Source organism: Chloracidobacterium sp. N, assembly GCF_018304765.1.
Lineage (GTDB): Bacteria > Acidobacteriota > Blastocatellia > Chloracidobacteriales > Chloracidobacteriaceae > Chloracidobacterium > Chloracidobacterium aggregatum.
On the sequence record NZ_CP072642.1, the window covers coordinates 439,645 to 463,516 of the forward strand.

At 61.8% G+C, this 23,872-nt stretch carries 20 protein-coding genes and 1 other RNA gene; 8 read left to right on the forward strand and 13 right to left on the reverse strand.

Going from position 1 to position 23,872, the window contains the following annotated elements; all coding sequences use genetic code 11:
• Nucleotides 1–67: 67 nt before the first annotated feature.
• The 3 genes from J8C05_RS01855 to bchD form a co-directional block, all read right to left on the reverse strand.
• Nucleotides 68–1,027 (reverse strand): UDP-glucuronic acid decarboxylase family protein, encoded by a 960-nt coding sequence (locus J8C05_RS01855; protein ID WP_058868127.1) that lies wholly within the window; start codon nt 1,025–1,027, stop codon nt 68–70.
• A gap of 48 nt (nt 1,028–1,075) precedes the next feature.
• A complete protein-coding gene (locus J8C05_RS01860; RefSeq protein ID WP_211422530.1) occupies nt 1,076–2,176 on the reverse strand; it encodes a cyclic nucleotide-binding domain-containing protein in 1,101 nt (366 codons plus the stop codon).
• Nucleotides 2,177–2,332: 156 nt separating this feature from the next.
• Entirely contained in the window at nt 2,333–4,225 is a 1,893-nt protein-coding gene (gene bchD / locus J8C05_RS01865) for a magnesium chelatase ATPase subunit D (protein ID WP_211422531.1), read from the reverse strand.
• A gap of 181 nt (nt 4,226–4,406) precedes the next feature.
• Here bchD and lipA point away from each other — a divergent pair, with 181 nt between their 5' ends.
• Complete coding sequence (gene lipA / locus J8C05_RS01870; RefSeq protein ID WP_211422532.1) at nt 4,407–5,426, forward strand: lipoyl synthase; 1,020 nt, start codon at nt 4,407–4,409, stop codon at nt 5,424–5,426.
• 9 nt (nt 5,427–5,435) lie between these two features.
• Here the strand turns inward: lipA and J8C05_RS01875 are convergent, their stop codons facing one another.
• The 5 genes from J8C05_RS01875 to ffs form a co-directional block, all read right to left on the reverse strand.
• Nucleotides 5,436–6,161, reverse strand: a complete 726-nt coding sequence (locus tag J8C05_RS01875) for an SIR2 family NAD-dependent protein deacylase (protein WP_211422533.1) — start codon at nt 6,159–6,161, stop codon at nt 5,436–5,438.
• A gap of 16 nt (nt 6,162–6,177) precedes the next feature.
• Nucleotides 6,178–7,080, reverse strand: coding sequence for a CDP-alcohol phosphatidyltransferase family protein (locus tag J8C05_RS01880; protein WP_211422534.1), 903 nt, complete (start codon nt 7,078–7,080; stop codon nt 6,178–6,180).
• A 36-nt stretch (nt 7,081–7,116) separates the two neighbouring features.
• Complete coding sequence (locus J8C05_RS01885; RefSeq protein ID WP_211422535.1) at nt 7,117–7,755, reverse strand: phosphatidylserine decarboxylase; 639 nt, start codon at nt 7,753–7,755, stop codon at nt 7,117–7,119.
• 3 nt (nt 7,756–7,758) lie between these two features.
• Nucleotides 7,759–9,096 (reverse strand): phosphopyruvate hydratase, encoded by a 1,338-nt coding sequence (eno, locus tag J8C05_RS01890; protein WP_014098901.1) that lies wholly within the window; start codon nt 9,094–9,096, stop codon nt 7,759–7,761.
• A gap of 71 nt (nt 9,097–9,167) precedes the next feature.
• Nucleotides 9,168–9,265, reverse strand: an RNA gene (gene ffs / locus J8C05_RS01895) — signal recognition particle sRNA small type.
• A 316-nt stretch (nt 9,266–9,581) separates the two neighbouring features.
• Between ffs and J8C05_RS01900 the strand changes: the two genes are divergently transcribed.
• Nucleotides 9,582–10,061, forward strand: a complete 480-nt coding sequence (locus J8C05_RS01900; protein WP_211422536.1) for a hypothetical protein — start codon at nt 9,582–9,584, stop codon at nt 10,059–10,061.
• Nucleotides 10,062–12,132: 2,071 nt separating this feature from the next.
• Here J8C05_RS01900 and J8C05_RS01905 read toward each other — a convergent pair.
• Nucleotides 12,133–12,780: a hypothetical protein gene (locus J8C05_RS01905; protein WP_211422537.1), complete on the reverse strand. Its 648-nt coding sequence runs from the start codon at nt 12,778–12,780 to the stop codon at nt 12,133–12,135.
• 23 nt (nt 12,781–12,803) lie between these two features.
• Complete coding sequence (locus J8C05_RS01910) at nt 12,804–14,429, reverse strand: long-chain fatty acid--CoA ligase (RefSeq protein ID WP_246840718.1); 1,626 nt, start codon at nt 14,427–14,429, stop codon at nt 12,804–12,806.
• Between the two features lie 335 nt (nt 14,430–14,764).
• Here J8C05_RS01910 and J8C05_RS01915 point away from each other — a divergent pair, with 335 nt between their 5' ends.
• From J8C05_RS01915 to J8C05_RS01925, 3 genes are all read left to right on the forward strand, one after another.
• Nucleotides 14,765–16,099, forward strand: a complete 1,335-nt coding sequence (locus J8C05_RS01915; RefSeq protein ID WP_211422538.1) for a M48 family metallopeptidase — start codon at nt 14,765–14,767, stop codon at nt 16,097–16,099.
• 62 nt (nt 16,100–16,161) lie between these two features.
• Nucleotides 16,162–16,722, forward strand: coding sequence for a Fur family transcriptional regulator (locus J8C05_RS01920; RefSeq protein WP_211422539.1), 561 nt, complete (start codon nt 16,162–16,164; stop codon nt 16,720–16,722).
• Between the two features lie 39 nt (nt 16,723–16,761).
• Nucleotides 16,762–17,661 (forward strand): histone deacetylase family protein, encoded by a 900-nt coding sequence (locus tag J8C05_RS01925; protein WP_211422540.1) that lies wholly within the window; start codon nt 16,762–16,764, stop codon nt 17,659–17,661.
• A gap of 30 nt (nt 17,662–17,691) precedes the next feature.
• Here the strand turns inward: J8C05_RS01925 and J8C05_RS01930 are convergent, their stop codons facing one another.
• From J8C05_RS01930 to J8C05_RS01940, 3 genes are all read right to left on the reverse strand, one after another.
• The gene (locus J8C05_RS01930) at nt 17,692–18,918 is read right to left on the reverse strand and encodes an ABC transporter permease (protein WP_211422541.1); all 1,227 of its coding nucleotides are present in this window, start codon (nt 18,916–18,918) and stop codon (nt 17,692–17,694) included.
• 127 nt (nt 18,919–19,045) lie between these two features.
• Entirely contained in the window at nt 19,046–20,344 is a 1,299-nt protein-coding gene (locus J8C05_RS01935; RefSeq protein WP_211422542.1) for a hypothetical protein, read from the reverse strand.
• Between the two features lie 81 nt (nt 20,345–20,425).
• A complete protein-coding gene (locus tag J8C05_RS01940) occupies nt 20,426–21,409 on the reverse strand; it encodes a CsgG/HfaB family protein (protein ID WP_211422543.1) in 984 nt (327 codons plus the stop codon).
• A gap of 169 nt (nt 21,410–21,578) precedes the next feature.
• On the opposite strand from J8C05_RS01940, the gene J8C05_RS01945 reads away from it, so the two are divergent.
• The 3 genes from J8C05_RS01945 (at nt 21,579) to J8C05_RS01955 (ending at nt 23,750) form a co-directional block, all read left to right on the forward strand.
• Nucleotides 21,579–21,884, forward strand: coding sequence for a chorismate mutase (locus J8C05_RS01945; RefSeq protein WP_211422544.1), 306 nt, complete (start codon nt 21,579–21,581; stop codon nt 21,882–21,884).
• Nucleotides 21,885–22,116: 232 nt separating this feature from the next.
• Nucleotides 22,117–22,941, forward strand: coding sequence for an LOG family protein (locus J8C05_RS01950; RefSeq protein WP_211422545.1), 825 nt, complete (start codon nt 22,117–22,119; stop codon nt 22,939–22,941).
• 35 nt (nt 22,942–22,976) lie between these two features.
• Nucleotides 22,977–23,750, forward strand: a complete 774-nt coding sequence (locus J8C05_RS01955) for an ABC transporter ATP-binding protein (RefSeq protein ID WP_211422546.1) — start codon at nt 22,977–22,979, stop codon at nt 23,748–23,750.
• Nucleotides 23,751–23,872: the final 122 nt, after the last annotated feature.

Below are 23,872 nucleotides of genomic sequence, written 5' to 3' on the forward strand. Positions count from 1 at the left end.
ATATGCCTGCTCGCGTGTCGCTTGTCAAAGGGGAATGCCTGCTTTCAGGAATGGCGGCGCTGCCCCGTCAGTGGGCCGCAGGGCCGGCCGGCTCGGCAAGCACCTGACGGAAGTAGGCAATCGTCCGGTCAAGGCCGACATCAAGCGGGATGTGCGGCGCCCAGTTCAGGCGTTCACCGGCCAGGGTGATGTCGGGACGCCGGCGCTGCGGATCATTTTCCGGCAGCGGGCGATGCACGATGGGCGACGCCGAACCCGTCTTGGCCAGCACCTTCTGCGCCAGCTCGGCGACCGTGAACTCATCCGGGTTGCCAAGGTTGACCGGCCCTGTGAACGCTTCGGTCTGCATCATACGGAACATGCCTTCCACCAGGTCATCCACGTAGCAGAAGGAACGGGTCTGCGAGCCATCGCCATAGACGGTCAGAGGTTCCTCCCGCAGCGCCTGGCAGATGAAGTTGCTGACCACGCGCCCATCGTTTTCAAGCATGTTCGGGCCGTAGGTGTTGAAAATCCGCACGATCCGCACATCCACGTGGTGCTGGCGGTGGTAGTCCATCGTCAGCGTTTCGGCGACGCGCTTGCCTTCATCGTAGCAGCTTCGCGGCCCAATGGGATTGACGTTGCCCCAGTAGTCCTCACGCTGCGGATGCACGAGCGGGTCGCCATAGACTTCCGAAGTCGAGGCGAGCAGAAAACGCGCGCCAACCCGTTTGGCCAGCCCCAGCATGTTGAGCGTGCCCAGAACGCTGGTTTTGACGGTCTGAATGGCATTGGCCTGATAGTGGACGGGCGAGGCCGGACAGGCCAGATGGTAGATTTGCGTGACTTCAAGCCGGATTGGCTCGATGACATCGTGGCGGACCAGCTCAAAGCGCGGGTGGGAAAGCAGCGGCCGGATATTGGCGCGTTGGCCCGTGTAGAAGTTGTCAAGACAGATGACTTCGTGACCTTCATCCAGAAGTCGTTTGCAGAGATGTGTGCCGATGAAGCCGGCCCCGCCAGTGACAAGGGTTCGTTCGGTCATACGTAGGGTGGTCTGACATTGGTGTTGATAAGGATGTGGTGCTGGGTCTTATGGGGTGTCCAGCCCGGAGGGTGGGTTCTGGTTGATGTCGGAGATATTGGTCAACGCCCTGGAATCCGGCTGGTGGGCGCTGATCTGCATGGTTTCCAGAAGGTGATTCAGAATGGAAAGTACTGTGTAGTGAGACGCCGGTATGCTGTCGAGCAGATCGCGTACCGTCGGCTCTTCGGCATGCAGGCGATACCAGATGTCATAGGCGATGGGCAGCAGGTTCTCGTCGCCTTCCCAGCGCAAATCGTCGTCGAGGGGGCGATACCGCTGGTTGGCCGGAAACTGGCGCCGCAGCGCCCCGATCTCATCCTGCATGCGGACGGCTTCCATCAGCATCGTCATGCCGGGCAGAAGAATGTCGCAGGTGGCGCCTTCCGCCACTTCCCGCTCACCGCCTTTGAACTCGAATGTGCCTTCCGTCGGTGGCGGCTGAAAGAGCTGGAAAAAGGCTTCGCTGCCGGTCAGATGGCCCATGACAGAACGGCACAGGTGTCCGCCGTCAAAGTAGATTTCGGCCAGGGTGATGCCCAGCGGGTCGTCCACGCGCAGCGTGCCGGTCATGCCGGAGCTGATGATGGTCTGGATGACCGTCGGCAGGTCGAAAAACTTGAGGTTTCCGCCCAACTGGCGCTGGCGTTCCTTGCGCATGTTGCGCACAGTGGATTCGAGCCGCTGGGCAAAGGTGAAGCACAGCCGCAGCGCGAGGTCCGGGAAGCCGGCGACAACCGAGTGAAAGTTGTCACGCGAAATACGGAAAATTTCACCGCCGCCGGGCATACGCGCCGCCGAAGCGCGATGGGAGCGGGTGAACATGGCGACTTCGCCGATCACGTCCCCGGCTGCCACGTAGGCCACCGGCGTCAGCTCTGCCGAGCCTTCCATTGCCGGCCGGCGAATCTCCACGACCCCTGATTTGATGACATACAGGTAATCGGCCGGGTCGCCAATGTGGAAAACATCCTCGCCGGGTTCAAAAACAACGACCTGCCCGCGCAGGAACAGCGCCTGCAACGTCAGGTCGGAAAGCGTCGAAAACAATTCGCATTCCCGCAAGAACGAAAATTCCGGCGGTGACGAACGTGGTTCTGGAGAAGACATAGGCGCGTCGCACCCCGGAATCAGACGGAATGGCTCGGTACGGCCTATTGTGCACGATGCCGCCCGTGGCGAACAGTGCCACAGCGGCCTGCCCGTTCCAGGTGGCGCATTTTGAGGTCAATACCCCACCTGGAGGGCAGAACCCAAAGCGTGAAATCAGGACGACCGGCGCAGTTCCTGCTTGACCGCATCGGTGATGCCGGCCGCCGACAGGCGCGGCAGGTAGATGTATCGCCCGCCAAACAGCTCTGCGAGTTGCTTGGCTTCACCACGTGAGACAAAGCGGTTCTGGGTGTCGAAGACCACGAGGCGGATGGTGCCGGCGGCGTACACCCGCGCCATGTCTTCCAGTTCACGCCGGATGGCGTCGGTGCGGGAAAGGTTCCCGTCGGGTTCGGGCGTCCGGGCCGGGATGTTGCCGCGTCCGTCGCCAATGACAATGACAAGCGCCTCGGTGTAGGCCCCAGTGCGCCGGACTTCCTCGATGAGCGCCTGTGCCCGCCGGAGTGCATCGTTGAGCGGCGTGGCTCCGCCGGTCGGCAGGGTTTCGAGCTGGCGCTTGGCCGCTTCGACGCTTTGCGTCGGAGCGAGCAGCACCCGGCTTTCATCGCCATAGCAGCCAATGAGGGCAACTTTGTCCCGGTTGACATAGGACTGGCGCAGCAGTTCGACGACAGCCCCTTTGGCCTGTCCCATGCGGTTGGCGGCCATGCTCCCGGAAGCATCCACGATGAAGACGATGAGTGCGCCGGTGCGCTGGCGGAGTTTCTTGAGCCGGACATCGTCTTTTTTGAGCAGTATCCGGTCGGGCGTCTGCCCCTTGGCGAGCAGCTTCTGGCGGCGGGCCGGCTGGTGCGGTGCGGCCTGGCGCAGCGTGGCTTCGATGGCGACGCGCCCCCGCGAGGGTTCGCCCGGCACGGAGCGGACGTGCCGCCCGGATTGAAAGTTGTCGCGCTCGGAGCGTTTCCCGTAGCGCCCCAGCCGCGCCTTTTTGGCAAAAAAGTCGAAGTCGGCGTCGAGGGCCGCTTCTTCGGCGTCGAAAACCAGCGCCAGGTCTTCGAGTTCTTCCGGCGGTGAGGGCGGTTCCGGCTCGTCTTCCGAGCTTTCCGAGGGCGGAGGAGGAGGTGGTGGTGGTGGTTCGGGTTCGCTTTCGGGACGCTGTGTGGCGCGTGGCAGCAGGACGAAAAACTCGGCCGTCCGGCAGTCGTCTTCATTGACCGTGGTCCGTCCTTCGAGCGCGGCATTGGCCCGGGCCGCCAGCGTGGCAAAGTATTCTGCCCGCTGCCCGACGGTGCCCAGCGCCGCCGCACGCGCGCAGAGCCAGTGCAGGGTTTCATCGCCCAGCGTGACCTGCGGCAACCGCTGCCGTGCATCAGTCAGGAGATTCCGAAGCAGCGTGGTTTCTTCGGCGTAGAGCATCTGCAGGGCTTCCGGGTCGCGCTCGAAAGCCGCCACGGTTTCGATGACTTTCTGCCGGGTTTCGAGGTCAGACTGGCGCGAGGCGGCCACGATGAGGCCCAGCCGGTCGAGGATGTGCCAGCGTACGGGGCCGTCACCCGGATTGAAGGCCGCAATCAGCCCGAAGTCTGCGGGCGAGGTCAGTGAGACCCCTTCCCGTTCGACGCGCAGGCAGCCTTCGTCGAGGCAGGTCAGCAGGGCGTTTTCCACCTGGGTCGGCAGCAGATTGAGGTTGTCGGCAAAGACGTAGCCGCCGTGGGCTTGCGCCAGAATGCCCGGCGCGAAGCGTCGCCGGCCACCAGCGAGTGTGGCTTCGAGGTCGAGGCCGCCAAAAAGGCGGTCTTCACTGATGTTGCCGGGCAGGATGACGAACGGCGGGCGCCGGCCGTCCACGTCGGGGACAATCTGCGCAAAACCGCGCGCCAGAACCGACTTGGCACTGCCGGCCGGAGCGGCAAAGGCGACGCCGCGCAGCCGGGGTTCAATGGCCAGTAGCAGCAGCGCGCGTTTGACCGGAGCATGGCCCACAACGGCAACAAAGGGCAGCGTGACGAGCTGAAGGGAAGGGCTGGTTTGGGCGTAAGACATCATGGTGCAGTGTCAGGGCCGGAACGGATGCGACTGCGTAAGAGGATGGCAGGCGGCCGGGTGGATGGCGTAGCTACGGATTCAACTTACACCAAAAGGCTGCCCGGCCAAGGCTTCGGCGGCTGGGCCGTGACGGGTTTGGTGACTTGAGTCTGCGGCCGGCGGTTTCTAAGATGGCATCACTATGGCTGACCGTACTTTTACCCGCCGTGATCTCCGCCCGGAACGCAAACCGGCGTGGCTGAAAATCCGCCTGGATGCCCGTGACAGGTTTCAGGAAGTCGCCCACATGGTGGACGATCTTTCCCTCAACACCGTGTGTCAGGAAGCGCGCTGCCCGAACATCTGGGAGTGTTTCTCCAACCGGACGGCGACCTTCATGCTCATGGGCGACATCTGCACGCGGCACTGTGGCTTCTGCGCCGTGACAAAGGGTGCGCCCCGGCTGCTCGATCCCGCTGAGCCGCGCCACGTCGCCGAAGCCGTCCGCAAGCTGGGCCTGCGCCACGCGGTCATCACTTCGGTGAACCGTGATGACCTGCCCGATGGCGGCGCGCACCATTTTGCGGCGACGATCCGGGAAGTCCGGCGTCACAACCCCGGCTGCCGTGTGGAAGTGCTCATCCCGGACTTCTGCGGCAACTGGGAAGCCCTCGATGTGGTGATGGAAGCGCGTCCCGATGTGCTCAACCACAACACGGAAACGGTCAAGGCGTTGTACCGGCGGGTGCGTCCCGATGCCATTTATGCCCGCTCGATGGAGTTGCTGCGCCGGGCGGCCGCCTGGCGTTCAGCGGACTATCCCGTGTTGACGAAGTCCGGCGTCATGCTGGGTCTGGGCGAGACACGGGATGAACTGCTGGAAACGATGCACGATCTGCGTGAGAACGACTGCGACATTCTGACGTTGGGGCAGTATTTGCGGCCAAGTCTCCGTCACCTGCCGGTCGAGAAGTTTTACCACCCGGATGAATTTGCCGAACTCAGGCAGATTGGGCTGGCGATGGGGTTCCGGCATGTCGAAGCCGGCCCGCTGGTGCGCAGTTCTTACCACGCGCACGAACAGGTTGCGGAAGTGGATGCCCCTGTGCCGGCAGCCCCGCCGACACTTGTGCCGTTGATGCGCCGCCGGTCAACGGCATCAGCACCGGACCTGCCGGGAAACACCCTTCCCGGTGCCCTTCCTCGTGAAAGAACGACCTAGCCACAGGGCCTAGCCAAAGAGCCGGGGCACGATGTCGCCGGCCCGGCCGCGCAGCGAAAGCGTCATGTGGGGCGTCAGGTCGGTGCTCTCCGGGTTGACCTCGATAACGGCTGCGCCGGCATCGCGCGCGGCAAAGGGAATGAGTGCCGCCGGATAAACCACGCCGGATGTGCCGATGACGAGGCAGACATCACACCGGGAAGCTACAATTTCAGCTTCCTCAAACGCGCCGGCCGGAAGCATTTCACCAAAGAGAACGACATCGGGGCGCAGCGGCTCGTCGTGGTCGCCACGGGGCGGCAGCGTCGGCAGCGGCGTTTCGGGCAGCGGATAGCGTTTGCCCGTACGCAACCCGCGCCCCCGCCAGATGTTGCCGTGCAGCTCGATGATGCGCTGGCTGCCGGCCTTCTGGTGCAGGCCGTCCACGTTTTGCGTGACCACCAGAAAATCCTCAAACCGCGTTTCCGCCTGGGCAACGGCGATGTGCGCGGGGTTGGGAACGACGGTTTTGAGCAGCGTCCGCCGGTAGTCAAACCACTCCCAGGCCGTGGTGAGGTCCTGTTCGAGCAGTCCGATGGAAGACGCAACGGCGGCCGGCATCCCCTTCCAGGTCGCATCTTTGCCACGAAAGGTCGGCACGCCGGATTCGGCCGAAATGCCGGCTCCCGTGAACACTACAACGCGCCTGGCGGCGGCAAGGTACTGACGGGCTTGCTGGAGCTGGTCGTCGGTCATACGGGCAAGTGGTTGGTTAGAGGGTTTCGGCCGAAGTGGGCGTCGGAACGGAAGCCGTCCTGCGGCGGAAAAGGCTGGCCAGTTTCCCGGCCGGCCCCTGCCCGGCGTAGATGGTGGCCAGGATGAGCAGCGTCCATTGCGAGTAGTTATAGACAAGGAAAATGAGCAGTCCCAGGGAAAGCAGCACGATCTGCGGATGCCGGGCGTACGGCCCCAGGTCCTTGAAGCTGTTGAACCGCAACGTGCTGACCATAAGCAGCGCCAGCGTGATGGCCAGCACGAACAGCCCCAAGGCCCATTCCGTCGGGGTGATGAGCAATTCCTGCCCGAAGAGGCGGTAGTAGGTTTCCTGATACACAACCGGCAGCGGCGTGAAGTGCACAATGGCGGCGAGCAGCCCGGCCGCAGCCGGGGTTGGAAGGCCGACAAAGAAGCGTTTGGCGGTTTTGGCGTCGCCGGGGACGGGTTTGGTCGCCTGGACGTTGAAGCGTGCCAGACGCAGCGCACAGCAGATGAGGTGAATGAAGGCCGCCCCCCACGCCAGCTTCTGAAACGCCGGAATGCCGGAAAAGCCCCAGGTGTAGAGCAGAACCGCCGGAGCAATACCAAAACTGAGCACGTCGGCCAGGCTGTCGAGCTGGACGCCAAACTCACTCGTGGCATGCATCAGGCGCGCAATGCGTCCGTCGAGAAAGTCGCACAGCACCGACCAGCCAATGCACAGCGCCGCAATGTCGAAGTGCCGCGTGGCCATTTCCGGGTCGTTGAGCGCCACGTACTTGTAGCCCTTCAGGCTTTCGACCACGGCATAAAAGCCCATGTAGATGTTGATGCAGGTGATGAAGCTCGGCAGGACATACACGCCCTTGCGCAGGCGGCGGCGGGTGAGACGATGTCTGGCTTCAGCTTCACGGTTCATGGCGACAAGGCGTTGGCGCCGGCAAAGGCGTTGGCGCTAGTCCAGTGGGCGAATCCGTCCGATGATGGTAGCGCCGCCCTTGACCCGCTGCCCCTGGCGCACCTGGAGTTCGACTTCGGCCGGGACGATGAGATCAGTCCGTGAACTGAACTTGATGAGACCAATCCGCTCGCCACAGGCGACCTGATCGCCGACGCCTTTCCACAGAACGCACCGGCGGGCAATGAGTCCGGCGATTTGTTTGAGGGTGACGGTGATGTGCGTTCCTTCCAGCACGACGATGAACTGCTCGTTGATGAGCGCCGCATCTTCCCGCAGGGCGCTTTTGAACTGTCCGGGCCGGTGCAGGACATCCCGGATGATGCCAGCGATGGGCGCCCGGTTGATGTGCACGTCCAGCGGCGAGAGAAAAATGCTCACCAGCCACGGTGAAGCCGGGTCGCCGGGCGTCACCGGAGCCAGGCGGGTGATGCGCCCGTCGGCCGGCGAGACGACAATATCGCTGCCTGGCGGAATCTGGCGCTCCGGGTCACGAAAAAAGTAGGCCACGAAGGCGGCCACAAGGCCAACCACGGCTACGAGTCCCCACGCCGGAGGCCACCAGAGCGCCGCCGGGGCAAGCAGCGCCGCGGCCAGACCGCACCAGAGCAGGTAGGGATAGGCTTCCTTGGCCATTGCTCAACGTTCGTTGCGGGTGGCGCGGGAAGTCGTGGCTTTGGCCGGCTCGACCTTCACGTTGTAGAACGCCTGGAGTCCGGGATAACTGGCGCTGGCCCCAAGCTGTTCCTCGATCCGCAGCAGACGGTTGTACTTCGCCAGGCGGTCGCTCCGGCTGGCCGAGCCGGTTTTGATCTGTCCTGTGTTGAGCGCCACGGCGAGGTCGGCAATGAAGGCGTCTTCGGTTTCTCCCGACCGGTGCGAAATGATGGCCGTGTAGCCATGGTTTCGCGCCAGTTCGACGGTATCCATGGTTTCGGTCAGCGTGCCAATCTGGTTGACCTTGATGAGAATCGAGTTGCCAACGTGCTGCTCAATGCCTTTGCGCAGATACGTCACGTTCGTCACGAAAAGGTCATCACCTACCAGTTGTACCCGGTCGCCCAGGGCTTTTGTCAGCAAGGCCCAGCCGGTCCAGTCGTTTTCGGCCAGCCCGTCTTCGATGGAGATGATGGGATATTTCCGTACCCAGTCAGCCCAGTATTCCACCATGGCTTCGGGGGTGTGCTTGGACTTGTCGGATTTTTTGAAGATGTAGTGGCCGCCCTCGAAAAATTCGCTGGCCGCCGGGTCGAGCGCCACGGCCACCTGTACGCCGGGTTTGTAGCCGGCCTGGGTGATGGCTTCGAGTACGAGTTCAATGGCTTCCTCGTTGGAACGGAGGTTGGGCGCAAAGCCGCCTTCGTCGCCGACGGCGGTGTTGTAGTTGCGTTTGCGGAGCACGCCCTTGAGGGTGTGGAAAATCTCGGCGCCCCAGCGGAGGGCTTCGGCGAAGGTTGCCGCGCCGCAGGGGGCAATCATGAACTCTTGGAAGTCCACGTTGTTGTCGGCGTGCGCGCCGCCGTTGAGGATGTTCATCAGCGGGACGGGGAGCGTCCGGGCGTGGGTGCCGCCAAGGTAGCGGTACAGTGGCAATCCGACGGCCTGGGCGGCAGCGCGGGCCGTGGCCAGCGACACAGCCAGCATGGCATTGGCGCCGAGCTTGCGTTTGTTGGGGGTGCCGTCGAGCGCGAGCAGGTCCCGGTCGAGTCCCTGCTGGTCGAGGGGGTCGCGGCCCACGAGACGTTTGGCAATCGTGGTATTGACGTTGGTCACGGCCTTTTGGACGCCCTTGCCGAGGTAGCGGCGCTTATCGCCGTCGCGGAGTTCAAGGGCTTCGTTCTCGCCGGTTGAAGCCCCGGAGGGAACGGCGGCCGTTCCCACGAGTCCGTTGGAAAGCACGACATCGGCTTCGACGGTCGGATTGCCGCGTGAGTCAAGGATTTCGCGGGCGTGGATGCGTTCGATGGTGAGTCCCATGGGGGTGATGCCTCGTCAGTGCAAGGGAATGCGGAACGTCGTGGCTTGAAAAAGGCGTAAAAATGAAGCCAGGCTTTCGAGTTTCCCCGCACACTCCGCAAACTCACTACCGTTGCTGTATCTCTACCCTGGCGGGGTTCGTGAGCCCTTGGACGCGCGGGACCCGAAAGCCTGATAAGCGCCTGCCGTGTGACAAGCCCAAAGACTATAGGCCGCAAAAGCCGGGGTGTCAATTCACCGGCCGGGAAACAGGAAATGGCACGTGCGTCTGGAGTGGGCGTTATGACCGACAGTTGCCTTGGTCGTTCGATCCGACCAAGGCTTTCCAAGCTGTCAGTTTGGGTTACAATGCCCAGCTTATGCTTAAGCTTCGATTCCGTCTGCCATATTTTCCAACCTGCATGCGTTTTTTGTTCTGTCTCATTGCTTTGGTGTGTTTTTCTCTGCTGCCTGTTTCCGTGGCTGCCCAGTGCAACATGCGCGTGATGGAGACGCGCGAACTCGTCCTGAGTGCTGATCTCATTGCGCGGGTGCGCGTGCGCTCCACCAAAAACATTCGCAACCCGATGTATGGACAGCTTGCGACACTCGAAATCATCGAGGTCATTTATGGCGATCCGCGCCGTCAGGAAGTGCGGGTATGGGCCATGAGCACGACCTACTGCGCCCGCGATGCGTATGCACCCCAGCAGGAAATGCTGGTCTTTCTGGCGCGTGATCAAACCCTGTTTCATACGGTCAACTGGCAGTATGGGCAGTTTCTGATGAGTGGGGAGACAGTCGAGGAATGGCGTGGACGTTCCGGTGAGGTGGCAGATGGGGGGGCGACAACCATGGCCGCCGGGGCATCCGAACGGCGGGGAGAACCCCCACGCGGGCAGCCGCGGTCTTTTGCGGAAGTCAAACAGGAAATACTGACTCTGCTGGAGGAAGCCCGGCAGAACGGCAAGGCCCGCCGCCCGTGAGGGTGCTCGGCTGGTTGCCTGGGGAGTGCGGGCGTCCCGCCCGCACCTTTCCGGGAGCATGGGACTCTTGCCCGCGCGAATCTCCGACGGAGGGCATTGAACCGTCGCTGACGCGACGGGGTGTGTAGGGATGCCGCGATCCGTGGGTTGAAACCCACGGCTAAAATCAACTGTCGCTACGCGACGGGGCTGGGAGCGCAGGCGTCCCGCCCGCACCTTCCCGGAAACATGGGCATTCTGCCCGCACGAAATCTCCGACGGAGGGCATTGAGCCGTCGCTGACGCGACGGTGAATGGGTGGATGCTGCGATCCGTGGGTGAAACCCACGGCTAAAATCAACTGTCGCTACGCGACGGGGCTGGGAGCGCAGGCGTCCCGCCCGCACCTTTCCGGGAACATGGGCATCCTGCCCGCACGAAATCTCCGACGGAGGGCATTGAACCGTCGCTGACGCGACGGGGTGTGTAGGGATGCCGCGATCCGTGGGTTGAAACCCACGGCTAAATTCAATCGTCGCTACGCGACGGGGCTGGGAGCGCGGGCGTCCCGCCCGCACCTTCCCGGAAACATGGGCATCCTGCCCGCACGAAATCTCCGACGGAGGGCATTGAGCCGTCGCTGACGCGACGGTGAATGGGTGGATGCTGCGATCCGTGGGTTGAAACCCACGGCTAAAATCAACTGTCGCTACGCGACGGGGCTGGGAGCGCGGGCGTCCCGCCCGCACCTTCCCGGAAACATGGGCATCCTGCCCGCACGAAATCTCCGACGGAGGGCATTGAGCCGTCGCTGACGCGACGGTGAATGGGTGGATGCTGCGATCCGTGGGTTGAAACCCACGGCTAAAATCAACTGTCGCTACGCGACGGGACTGGGGGCGCGGGCGTCCCGCCCGCACCTTTGTTTTTGGTGGGCAATTGGGGGGCTAAAATCAACTGTCGCTACGCGACAGTGGGATATTCAACCCGGCCGTGTGGCGTTGGTGTGACATGATGGGTATTCCAACCGGCAGCACGATGGCGGGAGGCTCAACCCGTCCGTGTGGCATTGGGCTTACGCGATCAACATTCCAACCGGCGGCGCAATGGTCGCTCATACGTGACGGGCGAGGATTGACGGGATGCCCGTGACATTTATGGAGGTAGCTTTTTTCCCATGCCAATGGTTAGTTGTACGCGACGGGCAAGGGATACCTTTGGGTCGTGGTATTGGTCGCGGGTTAAAATCGCGGGTCACAACCGTATTTTTGCCGCGTAGCGGCAACAGAGTTTAGCCCGGCGTTTCAACGCCGGGGAAACGGTGGCACATCGTCCACCGTCGCGTCAGCGACGGTTGAATTTCAGCACTGGTTAACCCAAGGGCATCCCCAGATTGCCTCCCAAAAATGGGCGGGATGCCTGCGTTGTCGGGAATGAAATTCAACCGTCGCTACGCGACGGGGATATGTGGGATGCCTGCGATCCGTGGATTGAAACCCACGGCTAAAATCAACTGTCGCTACGCGACAGACAGATTTCATCTACTGGGGATGCGGACGGACAAAATCCCCCTGTTCGATAGGAATCTAACCCATTGGTATCCCAAATTGCTCGCCAAAAACAAAGGTGCGGGTGGGATGCCTGCGTTGTCGGGAATGAAATTCAACCGTCGCTACGCGACGGGGGCGGTGGGGGATGCCCGTGCTCCGTGGGTTGAAACCCACGGCTAAAATCAACTGTCGCTACGCGACAGACAAATTTCATCTACTGGGGATGCGGACGGGCAAAATCTCCTGTTCGATGGAAACCCCAACCCATTGGCATCCTCCCCAATTGCCCGCCAAAAACAAAGTGCGGGCGGGACGCCCGCGCTCCCAGGGGCCGTCGAGTCAGCGACGCCTGATTTTAGCCGTGGGTTTCAACCCACGGGTCACAGGTGTCCCACACCCCCCGTCACGTAGCGACGGTTGAATATGACCCCAACAACACAGGTGACCCGCCTGTACATTTTGGCTTGTTGTACGCCGCATAGGCGAGACACGCCCAAGCTGAACAGAAAGCATGCGGGCGGGACGCCCGCGCTCCCAGGCTTTCAGGTCTTCCCGCTAATCCGGTCGTACAGCCGCCTGGCGTGGTTGCGCGCAATGAGCGACAACCGCAGGTCATTGGCCAGACTCGCCAGCAGGTCAGCCAGGGCTGCCGGCTCGGCGATGCGCCTGGCATTGAGGTCGGCTTCCAGGTCACGCAGCAGTTTGGGCATGTCAAGCGGTTGATAGCGCCGTGCCACTTCAATCTGACTGACCCGCTGGTGCTGCGTGACGATTCCCCGAAAGAACTGCCCCAACTCAAGCAAAGCCGGATGAGGCGTGTAGGTAAAAGCCACCGTAACCGGTTGGCCGTTGACCACCAGCGACAGCTTGCTCAACCCCAGGTTGGAATGTTTTTCCGAAGGCGGAGCGGACGGCAGGGCCGCCACCTGTTCCGCCAGCCGTCGAAGACGCGCCAGCGATTCAGGGCGCAGCGTCACCGGAGCGCGGGTCGGCGCCGGTATGTCCTTTTCGACATATTCGAGCGTGCCGCGTCCCTCCGCATCGAGAACGATGACAATCCGCGTCACAAGGAAGTTGGGCTGCTCAAACTCATAGCGGTAGGTTTCGCCCTGTGCCCCTGCGGCGGGCAGATACCACCCAGGTGCCCACCCCAGCAGCAGCCCAACCGACAGCGCCAGATTAAGTGCCAACCTGAGCCAACGTCGTCCCGGGTTCACAGCTTGCCTTCGGCGTACATCTGACGGAGCACCTTCTTGTCAAACTTGCCCACCGAGGTTTTGGGGATGCTCTCAACAAAGCGAAACTCATCGGGAACCCAGAACCTGGCACACTGCGCCGCCACCAGTTCGTGGAGTTCCTCCGGCGTCGGGCGGTCATCAGGGTTGCGCGGGACGACCAATGCCAGCGGCCGTTCGCTCCACTTTTCATTCGGGATGGCAATGACCGCCGCTTCCAGCACCTTCGGATGCGCCATGATGACGCTTTCCAACGCCACGCTCGAAATCCATTCACCGCCGCTTTTGATGAGGTCCTTCGTCCGGTCGGTGATGGTCAGCAGCCCTTTGGGATCAATGGTGGCCACGTCACCGGTACGAAACCAGCCGTCGGGGGTGAACTGCGCCGCGGCCGAGTCGTCGTTGTAGTACGCACCGACAATCCAGGGACCACGCACCTGGATTTCGCCCACCGACTGGCCATCCCAAGGCATTTCACGGCCATCATCGCCCACGATACGCATTTCGACGCCGGGTGGGGCATAGCCCTGGTGGGTTTTGATGGCGATTTTCTCGTCAATGGAAAGGTCTGTGCGATGACTGAGCGTGCCAGTGGAGGTGCCCATCGGCGACATCTCGGTCATACCCCAGGCGTGAACGACCGGTATGCCCAGTTCTTTCTCGTAAGCTTCAATCCAGGTTTTGGGAAATGCCGCGCCGCCAACGATGAGCGCCCGCAGACTGGAGACATCGAAGCCATGTGCCTTGATCGCCTGATACATCCCAATCCAGAGTGTGGGAACGCCGGCCGCCACCGTGACTTTTTCATCCTGGATGAGTTGCGCCAGGGTTTCCGGCTTGAGGTGCGGCCCCGGCAAAACAAACTTGAAGCCGAGCGAAGCACTCAGATAGGGCAGTGCCCAGGCATTGGCGTGAAACATCGGCACGACGGCAATCACTGTATCCGTCCCGCTGAGCGAGAGGGCGTCTCCAGCGCCGGCCGCAATCGTGTGAATGAACTGCGACCGGTGGCTGTAGAGAACGCCTTTCGGCTTCCCCGTCGTTCCGCTGGTGTAGCACAGCCCGGCCGCCGCCCGTTCGTCCAGCCGGGGAAATTCATACGTCTCCGGTTCACCCTCAAGCAGCTCTTCGTAGTGCCGGACGTTGGGCAGTTTCGTCGCAAAGTCCGGCGGGGCATTGATGATGACAAAGTGCTGGACCCCCGTCAGGTGCGGTTGAATGGCTTCCAGCAGCGGGACCAAGCTGGCATCCACGAAAATGATGCGGTCGGCGGCGTGATTGATGACGTAGGTCAGTTGGTCGGGTGCCAGGCGCAGGTTGAGCGTGTGCATCACCGCCCCGTAGCAGGGAACGGCAAAGTACAGCTCAAGGTGCTGGTAGTGATTCCAGGCCAGGGAGCCAATCCGGTCGCCCTGTTCGACGCCCAGTTTGGCCAGCGCATGCGCCAGACGACAAACCCGCCGGTACGCTTCGCCATACGTGTAGCGGTGCAGTGAGCCGTCGGGGCGTTTGGTGACGATTTCGACATCGTGGTGATAGCGCCGGGCACGTTCGAGAAAATGTGTCATGGTCAGGGGATAGTCCATCATCAAACCCTGTAACATAGGCAACCTTGCGCTCCTTGCGTGGAATGATTCGTCTTGTACAATCCTTTTGACAAAGCCTTTCTGCCCCGAAACCAGGGTGCGGTGAGAGGCAGCGCCTGTCGCTGGTCGTTCATCGAAAGGCTGGCCTGGCAAACCGCAGCCGTCTTGTTGAGTGATTCAGGCTTGTTCAGTGATTTCAGGTACGTGGTGATGTCGTCTGGATGCTTGATACCGCAAACCATCAGAAAGGGATGATACTCATGTCAGGCAGGGATTTGAAGTCACAGTCGGGAGAAGTGACTGCTGTGGGACGGAGCGAGGCAGGACTTCGACGCAGCCGGATGACGCGCAGCATGGCCATGCTTCTGGTCGGTCTGGTGCTGGTAAGCGCCATGGGCGGGCCAGTGTGGGCCGCCGACCGCAACCGTTCTGCCGGACCCAACCCGTACGACAAGTTCCGGCGGCTCGACGACCGGGCGCGCGCCCGTGGGGCCATGTCTGTCCGGGATGAGCTGGCGTTTGCGGAAATGGCCCATCAGGAAATCGCGAAACAGTACCGTTTTGTGACCGACCCGGTCATCGTCAACTATGTCAACCAGGTCGGACGACGGGTGGCGGAAGTGTCCGGGCGACCAGACCTGCCCTACCAGTTCTATGTCGTGGAAAACGACCAGATTAACGCTTTCACACCCGGCGGCGGGCGCATTTACATCCACACGGGACTCATCAAACAGGCGACGACTGAAGGGCAACTGGCCGCCGTTCTGGCGCATGAAGTCGGCCACAATGTTGGCTATCACCTGAGCGCCACACTCCGCCGGACGCAAACGACGGGTCTCATCATCGGGATTGCCGGGATTCTGTTGGGCAACGGCGCCATCGGTCAGCTTGGGCAGTTGGCCGTGACCCTCGTCGCCGGCGGCAAACTGTTTCAGCGGTCGCGCGATCAGGAGCGCGAAGCCGATTTTCTTGGGCTGTACGACATGCACCACGCCGGCTACAACACCGAGGAAATGAACAACATGTTCCGGCTGCTTGGCTCGCTGATGCAGCGTAGTCCCGGCACGTTCGACAAAATCTTTGCTTCCCACCCGCCGCCGGCGGAACGTCTCCAGAATACCCAGCGCGAAATCGCGCAGTATCTGGCGGGATCGGATCAGCGCGGGGTACGGACAACCCAGGCTTTCATTGATGTCCAGCGCCGCCTGGGAGTGACGGGACGGGCAGTGCCACCAACCCCGGATGACGAGGTGTGGCCGGCGTCACGGGATACGGGGGCGGACACAACGGCATCTGAGCCGCCGCCACCCCGCAGCCGGGAAGTCACCTACGAAGACGCGGAAGCAATTTTCAGCCGCGCCGATCTTCAGGGCGCCAATCCGCTGCGCGCCGTCCGCGGAGACATGCTCGGCAGTGATGCGGTTGGCAACGATACCGTAATTGCCTATGAGCAGGGGGGGCGCGTCGGCGCACTGGTGGACGTGAGCGGACGGGTCTATCCGCTGTTCATCGAAGACCGTGGGCAACGGACCAACGTGCTGCCGCTTGCGCCAAGAGAGGTCGCGGCCGTCGGCATCATCCCGGTCAGCAGCCAGCAGCGGGCGCAGGTTGTCGTAGTCAGCCAGCGGCGACTTCGCTATGTTTGGGAGTGGACCGGCCGCGGCTTCCGCTATCTTGGCAGTCAGTGAGTCCACGTGGCCGTTCCGTCAGCCCGGCGGTCGGGATGAACGGTGTCAGAGGAAGCGTACGCATGCCGGAACATCTTGAGCAGCAGGAGACAACACCACTGCCCCAGAGCCAGCCAGCCACCGATGCTTTTCACGAGGAGTTCGAGCTGTTTCACCGTCACTTGGTCAAGCATCGGCTCAAGCGGACGGCCCAGCGTGACCTCATCCTGCGGACGTTTCTGGAAACCGAGGCGCACCTGAGCGTCGAGGAACTCTATGACCTCGTCAAACAGCGTGACAAAACCGTTGGCTTCACGACGGTTTATCGAACCCTGCGCCTGCTCGTCGAAGCCAAACTGGCCCGGGAAGTCAACTTCAACGATGGGCGCGCGCGCTATGAACACGAATACAAGCACGATCACCACGACCACCTGATCTGTACGGAGTGTGACGCGCTCATCGAATTTTTCAGCCCGGAGATCGAACGCCTGCAAGAGGAAATTGCCAAACAGTACGGCTTTGTCATTGCCGACCACAGCCATCGGGTGTTTGGGATGTGTCAGGCGTATTACACCAACAGCGACGACTACCCCCCCTATTGTCGCAAGCGTCCGGGAGCAGCTCAGGAAGGGAAGATGCGCTAGGCCGGGTCGGCCACACCGTCTGGCCACAGCCGACACTGCATGTTTGTCTCCTATGCGCCGGGTTACTTCGTGGACATCGGTGATGCCCACGTGTTTCCGATGGTCAAGTTTCCGCGCGTCCATGCCCAACTGATTGAAGAGGGCACGCTGTCGCCGGAAGATGTCGTTGCCCCGGCCCCCGCCCGCGAGGAAGACATTCTGCTGGCCCATACCCGTGATTACTGGACGCGCCTGGCGGCCGGGCAGTTGACACCACGCGAACTGCGCCGTCTGGGGCTTCCCTGGTCGGAAGGACTGGTGATGCGCGCGCGGCTGGCGGCCCAGGGGACACTCAATGCCGCCCGCCACGCCCTGGCAGAGGGCGTCGCCGGCAACCTTGCCGGGGGCACGCACCATGCCTTTCCCGATCATGGCGAGGGCTTCTGTGTCCTCAACGACATTGCGATTGCTGTCCGGGTGCTCCAGCGTGAGGGCGACGTCGGCCGGGTAGCGCTCATTGACTGCGATGTTCACCAGGGAAATGCCAACGCCGTCATTTTCGCCGGCGAGTCGGATGTCTTCACCTTTTCCATGCACGGCCGGAACAACTATCCGCTGCGCAAACCGCCGGGTTCGCTTGACCTGGAGCTGCCGGATGGCATGACGGACGCGGCCTATCTGGAGGTGCTCCGCGAGTACGTGCCGCGCCTTCTGGCGGCGTTTCGCCCGGACCTGGTGTTTTATCTGGCCGGGGTGGACCCCTACGTCCACGACCGCTTCGGTCGGCTGGCGCTGACGCTGGAGGGCCTCATGCGCCGGGACGAGTTCGTGCTGCGTGCCTGTCGGCAGGCCGGCATCCCGGTCACCATCACGCTTTCAGGCGGCTATGCCCGTGACCGTCAGGATACGGTTGAAGCCCACTGCAACACCTACCGCGCGGCCCGCGAGGTCTTTGGGTGAAAACCGGCCCGGCGGTGGTGAAGGGGGGCTTCAATCGGCGCGTAGCGCCTGAATGGGATCGAGCCGGGCGGCCTTGCTGGCCGGATAAATCCCAAAAAACAGCCCCACACTCCCCGACACAACCAGCGCCAGCACCACGGCCCAGAACGGCAGTGCCACCGGCAGCCCGGAGAAGTGCGACACAACCAGCATCACCAGGTAGGCCAGCACCAGCCCGATGATGCCGCCAATCAGCGACAGCAGGGCCGATTCCGCCAGAAACTGGCGCAGGATGTCGCGCCGGCGCGCCCCCAGGCTTTTGCGGATGCCGATTTCACGGGTTCGCTCGGTGACGGAAACCAGCATGATGTTCATGATGACGATGCCGCCGACGACAAGGGAAATACCCGTGATGGGCAGCACCACGGCGCTGACCGTGGCGAGCAGGGTCGTGAAAATGCCCTGTGTGGCTGGATCACTCGTGATGCTGAAGTCGTCTTCCTCGCGGGGTGAAAGGTGGTGTCGCGTCCGCAGAATGGCGCGAATTTCATCTTCGACGAGTTCCGTCGGCACTCCCCGGCGCGGACGGACGTACAGGGTCAGCGAGCGCCGTTCACCATAGACTTTGTGAAACGTGGTGAGCGGAATCTGCACGTAGTTGTCCTGCGACTGACCAAGAAACGTGCCGAGCGGCTTGGCAACGCCGATGACCTCATAGGGATCACGCCCCAGCTTGACGGTCTTGCCAATGGCGTCGCCCCGGGGAAAAAGCTCTTTGGCCACGTCGGCGCCAAGCACGCACACAGCGCGGCGGTTTTCTTCATCGAAAGGACTGATGACGCGCCCCTGGGCAAGTTCAACGGTGGAAAGGTCATTGAAGTTGGCCGTGACGCCCTGGATGCCCACCAGTGTAACCACCGTGTTGCCATAGCGGACATCCGCTGCCGAGCCGTCCTGCGCTGCGACTTCATCGGCCAGGGTCAGTTGCTCGCGCAGCGCCCGCATGTCTTCGGTCGTCAGATCGGGATTGCGCTGAATGGCGCGCAGGAATTTCTCGAAGTCCGCAAAGCCCTGAAAGGCGGCTTTTTCGACCGTGAGCGCCCCGGTGCCATAGACGGCCACTTTTTCGTTGACGTACTCGCTGAAGCCCTCGATGACGGTCGCTACGGCCGTGACGCTGGCCACCCCGATGATGATACCCAGCAGGGTGAGAAAGGAACGCAGCTTGTGCGCCCAGATGGCATCCAGGGCCAGACGAAAGACCTCATACCAGCTCATAGCCCACTGACTCTAACAGAGCCGGGCCGCTGTCCGGTAGGGAAACAGCCCCACGACAGCCATCTCGCACCGGGCAGGATGGCTGTCATGGGGCTGGCAAAAGGAAACGGTGGCTCACCGCCACCGGTCACTGCACAAAGGCCGGCGCCCGCAGCGATGGCTTGAGGTTGCACACAATGCCTTTGGGCCTGGTTGACGCGCCGGTGTCCGATGGACGCGGCCGCCGGGGCGGCGGGTTTGTCGCCCGGGCTTTCCGGGGTTGCCCGTTCGGGGTGACAATCTCCACTTCGAGCGTGTTTTCTCCGTAGCCGACGACGGGCGCCTTGAATTTCATTCCACCAGCTTCAAAAGTCTGGTCATTGAAGAAGTTGTAGAGATCGAGCACCTCCAGCGTCGTTTCAACCGTCATGCGGTCGCCGACGCCGCCGACGCCAAGCGTCACATAGGCATTCTGCGCCTGCAGCGCCTTGATGATGGCCTGTGTCTGCTGGGGCGAGGTTTTGCCATAGACGGTCAGGGCGATGTTGTTCCTGAGCTGCTTCTGATCGTAGATGACATCGCTATCTGCGAAAATGGACTGGTACAGTTGCCCGACGGCGCGCGTCATCAGGATGGGGGCCGCTTCGTCCATGGCTTTGCCGAACGCCACCATCCCGGAGTTGGCGCTGCCACGGGTTGTAATCACGCCTTCGCCCAGGATGCGGTTGTCGTTGGGGCGCATGACCGTGTAGATGAAGTTCGCGTCGCAGATATGGCCGCCGATGCTGGCCGGGCGGTTGTCGGTTTCCGGGTCCACATAGATGAGGTAGTCCGCTCCATACTGAAGCGCCTGCTTGGCGAGCACCCGCAGCCCGTTGGGCGATTGCTTGATTTGCACCGAGGTAATCTCCGTCACCCCCTCGAACGCCACCGATTGCAGCCCGGCCTGGCGCATCTGCTCATAGACGAGGGCGCGCAGCGTCTTGGCTGCTTTCGGGTCATCAAAGCGGCTGGAGGGCAGGAACATCACGCGCGGCGGGCGCTCGCCAAAACTGAGCACCTTGTTTTGAACCAGGGCCGACACCATGGCCGGCAGGTTGACGTCGCCTTCAACCGTCAGAATGATCTTGGTTTCATCGTCGTTGAAGCGTGTGTTGGTAATTTTGAAATCGGTCAGGAACTCATCCGGTGGATCGAGGGCAATGTCAATTTCCTCGGCCAGGCTCTCGATGATGGCGCGGGAGAACTTGGCTTCAAGGAAGTCCGCCAGGAATTGCTTCCGGGCTTTTGATTTGGCGCGTGCTTCCGAAGCCGAACGGGTGGCCGGGTTGTAGTCGAAGGTGTAGCGTTTCTTGAGCGTCTCGGCCTGAGCCGGGAGGGCTACGGCGAGCAGCACCGCGCCGGCGGCCATGAGGAAACGCAGAGTGGATTGGCGTACGAGTTTCACAGGGACCTCCTCCAAAGCCCACGATGGTCAACAAAAAGACCCCGGCAGGTGGGCCTCCGGCCGGGGCTGGGAATGACCAGACTATTTGTTGCGGCGGGGTGGCGGGGCCGTCATCCGCGCGACCTGCCGCACGGTCATGTCGGTCTGGATGCGTCCGAGGTTGGGCGTCGGATCGGCCACCTTTGAATTCGGATCGAAGGTCTGAACCACATCGCAGTAGGTGACTTTCTCACTGACCTTCGCAGCGCGCAGCGTGGCCACGCGGTTCGTGATCCGTTCCAGAATGCTTCCGTCTGCATCCCGGATGGGTTCCCCTTCGAGGATGACATCGAACTGAATCCCCTCCTGGACGCCGTCGGCCGACCCGCTGCGGATGATGACCTGCCCATCCCGCACCATGGCCACCGTGGTTTCAAACGGTACTTCCAGGCTGACGACTTCGGCGAAACGCTGCGCAAAGGTCTTCATCATCTTGGTGAAGGATTCCTGTCCGGGCGCATCGGCCGTATTGCCGCCAAAACTGCCCACCTGCGTCGAGGTGGTGGCATCGCTGGCGTCATAGTTTTCTGACTTGATGACCGAGCCGGTCTCGGCATTGATAAGCTGTATGTTGACCTTGGTGGTCATCTTCTTTTCGCGGCGTCCAAAACCGCCGATACTGACGCCACCTTCCTTCACATCAATCGAAACGCACTTGGCGACGATGATGTACTGCGCCGAGCCAAGTCGCCCAACTTTGATGGCGTTGTTGGGATCGGCCAGATCGGAGTTGGCGAGCTTTTGTTCTGCAATGATGGAGTTGAGGGAGTCACGGGACAGGATGTCGAACCGGCCGCCGGTGAGCGCCGTCTCCAGTTCAGCCACCATAATGTCCTTGGTCCAGCCGCGCTGGTTGTCCTGCGGAATGATGGCCACCTTGATTTTGCCTTTCTTCGGCTGGTTGCTCCGCATGTCACTTGCCGGGGAGTCGCTGGTCTGGCGTTGCGCAAAGACCTGCGTCCCCCCAACGACGGCGAGCAGGCAGCCGCCGACGACGAATGCCAGGAAAAACTTGTGATACTTCATAGTGGGTCGTGTCATCTCCAGTAAAAAAATGGCTGTGGCGTTTGACGTTCAGGTGAAGCTGGAAAGTAGCACAGAGCGTTGTGTAATGTGAGAAAACCTACATCCGATGTTCTGGTTGCCAGGCGGGGGCCGCGCTGGCGGGTTCGGTCCTGTTTGGTTGGGTGCTTTCATGACGTTGCATGAGTACCGGCGGTTGATTGATGAAACCGATGCCCAGTTGCTGGCATTGCTGAATCGGCGCGCCGAACTGGTCATTGCCATTGCGCACCTCAAACACGCGCAGGGGCTGCCGGTACACATCCCGGCGCGCGAAATGGAAGTGTTGACGCAGGTCATCACCAGCAATACCGGGCCGCTTGATGACCAGGCGGTGCGGCGGCTTTTTGAGTCCATTATTGCCGAGTCACGCCGGCTTGAACATCGGGTTCTGGGAACACCGGAAGACACGCCGGCGGCTTCTCACGAGGGCCGGTAGGCTTGAAAGCCAACAGGCTGAAAGCCAGCAGGCTGCCTGCGTCACCGCGTTGCGTACGCTCGGCAGATGTCAGCCACTTTTCAGTCGTTGCCCGGCCGGTGCTGTGCTAAAAAGGAATGCTGCCTGCCGGTCAGCCGAAACAATGACCTGCCAAACCGCCCGGCAGCCTGGAAAGGCATGCGGGAAATGGCTGACAATGGCGCGGAACCCTAGTTGAGAGTGGACAACCTCGATGACCGAAACCCCTCGGCGGTTGGCCAAACCTCCAAAGGCCTATCGCAATCACGAATTTCTCGAAAGCCGCGCGGCGCGCATCATTCGTATCCAGAGTGAATACCTCGAACCGGCCGTCCGGTTGCAGCAGCACCAGGTACGCGACACCATCGTGTTTTTCGGCTCGGCCCGCATTCACCCCCATCCTGAAGGCAAGTACCCACCGGAGTACGAACCGGAGGAAACCAACGGAGAGCACGCGGACCCGGCGCTGTCCCATTTCTATGATGACGCGGTGGACCTGTCCCGGATGCTCACGACCTGGGCCATGAGTCTGCCAACGACGCAGCGCCGGTTTCTGGTCTGCTCCGGTGGCGGCCCGGGGATTATGGAAGCTGCCAATCGTGGCGCTGCCATTGCCGGCGGCAAGTCGGTCGGGTTCAACATCAGCCTTCCCTTCGAGCAGTATCCGAATCCCTACATTTCGCCTGAACTGTGCTTTGAGTTTCACTACTTCTTCATGCGGAAGTTCTGGCTGGTCTATCCGGCCAAGGCGCTGGTCATCTTTCCGGGTGGGTTCGGAACGCTCGATGAGTTGCTCGAAGTCCTGACACTCCTTCAGACGCGCAAACTCAACCGCCGGATACCGATTGTCATTTACGGTGAAGCCTACTGGCGTGAGGTGCTCAACTTTGAAGCGTTGGTCAAATGGGGCATGATTTCGTCTGCCGACCTGAATTTCTTTCGCTACGCCAACAGCCCGGAAGAGGCTTTTGTCTATCTGCGGGACTGTCTGCTGGAGATTTACGGCCAGCCGGAAGACGGGCCGGCTTTCAGTGACTGAACTTCTGGGGATAAGCGAGGCGGAAACAGGCTTCCATGTCGTCTGCGCCAGCACTTTTGGCCACCAGGTCCACGACCGTCCGTTTCGGCGGACTGGTTGCCGTCAAAGACCTTGACCTGACGGTTGCACCCGGCCAGGTCTTTGGCCTCATCGGCCCGAACGGGGCCGGTAAAACGACGATTTTCAACGTCCTGACCGGCGTCTATCGGCCGACTTCAGGCGATGTACAGTTTGAAGGCCAGAGCATCGTCGGGTTGCCGCCCCACGCCATTGCGCGGCGCGGGCTGGCCCGGACGTTTCAGAACATCCGTCTTTTTGGTGAACTGTCGGTGCTGGAGAATGTCATGACGGCCTGCCATAACCAGAGTCGGTCGGGTGTGCTGGCCACCATCCTGCGTACGCGCCGCCAGCAGGCCGAAGAACGCGAACAACGCGAGTTCGCTCTGGAACTTCTGGAGCGTTTCGGGCTGGCCTCCCAGCAGCATGCCCCGGCGAAGAGTCTTTCCTATGGCAACCAGCGGCGGCTCGAAATTGCCCGCGCCCTGGCCACCCGCCCCAAGGCCCTGCTGCTGGATGAACCGGCAGCCGGTATGAACCCCCAGGAATCTCTCGCCCTGATGCGTCAGATTCGTCAACTCCGCGAGGATTTCAAGCTGACGGTCGTTCTGGTTGAACACAACATGCGGGTGGTGATGGGGGCTTGCGAGCAGATTCACGTCGTCGAGCAGGGGCAGACCATTGCCGTGGGCACGCCGGATGAGATCAAACAGGACGTCCGGGTGATTGCTGCCTACCTTGGCCGGGCCTGAGGAAACGATGTTGATTGCAGGCGATACCTACAAGCCGGAGTTGGGAGTATCCGTTTCAGAACAGGAAGCGACCGGACCTGTATCACTCCCTCGGGACCGGATTCTGTGCGGGGACAGCCTGG